At 67.5% G+C, this 3,176-nt stretch carries 2 protein-coding genes; both read right to left on the bottom strand.

The genetic code is table 11. The features are described 5' to 3' along the window. Positions 1–2,397, bottom strand: a 2,397-nt coding sequence (locus G6027_RS01530) for a (Fe-S)-binding protein (protein WP_182634777.1), incomplete at its 3' end; no start/stop codon positions are given. Between the two features lie 173 nt (positions 2,398–2,570). Continuing rightward, positions 2,571–3,176: S1 family peptidase (locus G6027_RS01525; RefSeq protein WP_241726720.1), on the bottom strand; the 606-nt coding region annotated here is incomplete at its 5' end.

Raw genomic sequence — 3,176 nt, 5'->3', positions numbered from 1 at the left:
GCCCTTGTCGATCACCGGGTTGTCCGGGGTCCCGGAGGGTTCGGCGACCGCGGTCTTGGCGTCGGCCGACGTGGCGGCCTCGGCCTCGGCGGCCTCCTTCTCCGCGGCGGTCTTCTCGCGCTTCGGCTGCTCCAGCCACGCGAGCTCACGGGGCTCGGGCAGGCCGCCGTCGCGGGTGACGGACTCCAGCAGGAGCTGGGCCACGTCCACGACCTCGACCTGACCCTCCAGCTCGGTGCCGTCGGTCTGCGCGGTGGCGCCGTCGGAGAGCATCACCCGACAGAACGGGCAGCCGGTGGCGATCTTGGTCGCCTTGGTCGACAGGGCCTCGTCGACACGGTCGACGTTGATGCGCTTGCCGACCGTCTCCTCCATCCACATCCGCGCGCCGCCGGCGCCACAGCACATGGAGCGCTGGCCGTGGCGGGGCATCTCGGTGAGGGTCACGCCCGAGCCGTCCATGAGCTCACGCGGCGCCTCGTACACCTGGTTGTGGCGGCCGAGGTAGCACGGGTCGTGGTAGGTCACGCCGCCGTCGATCGGGGCCACCGGCACGAGCCGCTTCTCCCTCACGAGGCGGTTGAGCAGCTGCGTGTGGTGGACCACCTGGTAATCGCCACCGAAGTCGCCGTACTCGTTCTTGAGCGCGTTGAGGCAGTGGGCACAGGTCACGACGACCTTGCGCTGCCCGGTGGGCACGCCGTCGAAGGCGTTGTTCATGGTCTCGATGTTCTGCTCCGCGAGCATCTGGAACAGGAACTCGTTGCCCGCGCGGCGGGCGGAGTCACCGGTACAGGTCTCGCCCTGGCCCAGCACGGCGAACTTCACACCGGCGGTGTGCAGCAACGTGGCCACGGCCTGGGTGGTCTTCTTGGCGCGGTCCTCGAAGGCGCCGGCGCAGCCGACCCAGAACAGGTACTCGGTGTCCGAGAAGTCCTCGATGTCCGAACCGATGACCGGGATCTCGAAGTCGAGGGTCTTCATCCAGTCGTCGCGGCCCGAGTTGTTCTGACCCCAGGGGTTGCCCTTGTTCTCGAGGTTCTTGAACAGGCCGGCGAGCTCCGTGGGGAACTCGGACTCGATGAGCACCTGGTAACGGCGCATGTCGATGAAGTGGTCGACGTGCTCGATGTCCACCGGGCACTGCTCGACGCAAGCACCACAGGTGGTGCAGGACCACAGGGCCTCGGGGTCGATGATGCCGGCGGCCATCGGGTCGTCGGACACGTCGGCGGTGGTGTGGCCGACCAGCGGACGCTGGGCCTCGAGGCGGGCGGCCTCGGGGATCTTGGCCAGCTTGTTCTCGTCCGGGTTGCCCTCGGCGTCGACGAGTCCCGTCTCCTCGCCCATCGTGGTCTTGCCGCCGGCGAGCAGATACGGGGCCTTGGCGTGGGCGTGGTCACGCAGGGCCATGATCATGAGCTTGGGGCTCAGGGGCTTGCCGGTGTTCCAGGCGGGGCACTGCTCCTGGCAGCGGCCACACTCGGTACAGGTGGAGAAGTCCAGCCAGCCCTTCCACGAGAAGTCCTCGATCGCGCCCGCACCCAGGAGCGGCTCGAAGTCCTCGTCCGCCTCGGTGCGCTCCTCGATCTTCTCCATGGTCAGCGCCTCGCCGTCCATGGTCATCGGCTTGAGGGCGCCCAGCGCGGTGCGACCGTCGGCCTCGCGCTTGAAGTAGATGTTGAAGAAGGCGGAGAAGCGGTGCCAGGCGACGCCCCAGGTGATGTTGCGGCCGACCACGTAGAGCCAGATCATCGCGGACATCAGCTTGACGAAGGCGAATGCGGAGACCATCTCGGGACTGGACGGCAGGAGGGTGGCGACCTGCATGGTGAAGAAGTCGGTCGCGGGGTTGGCATGACCGTAGGTGGCGATCTTGCCGGCCTTGACCAGGATCATTCCCAGGCCCTCGATGAGGACGACGGTCTCGACGAAATAGGCCGCCCGGCGATCCGAACCCGTGAACCGGTTCAGCCCTCGGCGCATGGAGCGCTGGCGGATGATGATCAGCACAGTGATGCCGATGACTGTGCCGAGCCCGAGCAGTTCGTCGATGAAGTGGTACCAGGCGGTGCCACCGATGATCGGCCAGTGGCCCTCGGGGTTGAAGGTCTGGATGTAAGCCTCCATGGCCACGACCGAGCCGAGGATGAAGCCGAACATCACCAGCCAGTGGGAGGCACCCACCGACTTCTTCCGGAGCATTCTGGTGTGGCCTATGAACTCCACGATGAGAGTCTTGAGGCGCGGGAACACCGGGGTCCAACGGTTGAATCCGTCTTTCTGGCCCAGGCGGACGGACCGCACCATCCGGGCGATCCCCCCGAAGAACGACCCCCAAGCGAAGATTGATACGAGGACACCGATCGTCCCTAGAGTGATGGTCACGCCTGACATGGTTCGCGGCCTTTCGTCGCACTTCTCGACGCACGAGCACCTGACGACCCCAGGGGTGCCCGTCGACGGTCTTGTTGTTAAAGGTAAGCCACGCGGGCCCCGTCCCACGAGTTGAGGTTCCCCTTAGCGGAGTGCACTCGATTCGTGGGACGGGGCCCGCGGGTCGTTCGGGATCAGTTGGTACGCAGTGTCAGTCCGGGATGCGCGGCCAGGACATCGGAGATCGGGACCGCCGACAGGCGCGGGACGTACCCGTTCTCCCTGGCCACGGCGTCAGCGTTGGCGCAGGTCCCGGTCTCGGCGACGTTGGACGCGCTGGAGATCCCGAGGGCCTTGTCGCCCGAGAACACGACGCCTCCGCTGTCGCCGGGGAGAGCGCAGAGGTCCACCGTGAACGCGTTGGCGATGGTGCGGGAGCCGGCGACGTCGATCATCGCGCCGAACTCGGAGACGGTGCCGCAGGAGAATCCGGTCCGGAACCCGGTCTTGCAGGCCTTCTGCCCGACGACCGGGTCGGCGGTCCCGGTGATCGCCTGGGTGGTGTCGGGACCGGCGCCGACAAGGTTGGTGCGGAAGCGGTCGGTGAACTCCGGGTCGACGGCCACGAGCGACGTATCGATCCCGTCGCGTCGGGTGCGGGTCATGGTGCCGAACTCCTCGCCGTCGGCGAGGGCGGCGCGGGTGCCGTCGGCGCCGGCGCAGTGGGCGGCGGTGATGACGACCGGCGCGCCGTCGAACTCCCCGTTGAACCCGGTGGAGCACTCGAGGATCCCCCCCGA

The sequence above is a fragment of the Dietzia sp. SLG310A2-38A2 genome, from assembly GCF_014145095.1.
Taxonomy (GTDB): domain Bacteria; phylum Actinomycetota; class Actinomycetes; order Mycobacteriales; family Mycobacteriaceae; genus Dietzia.
Note: the sequence above shows the minus strand (reverse complement) of the source record. Positions and strands in the feature narration are given on the sequence as shown.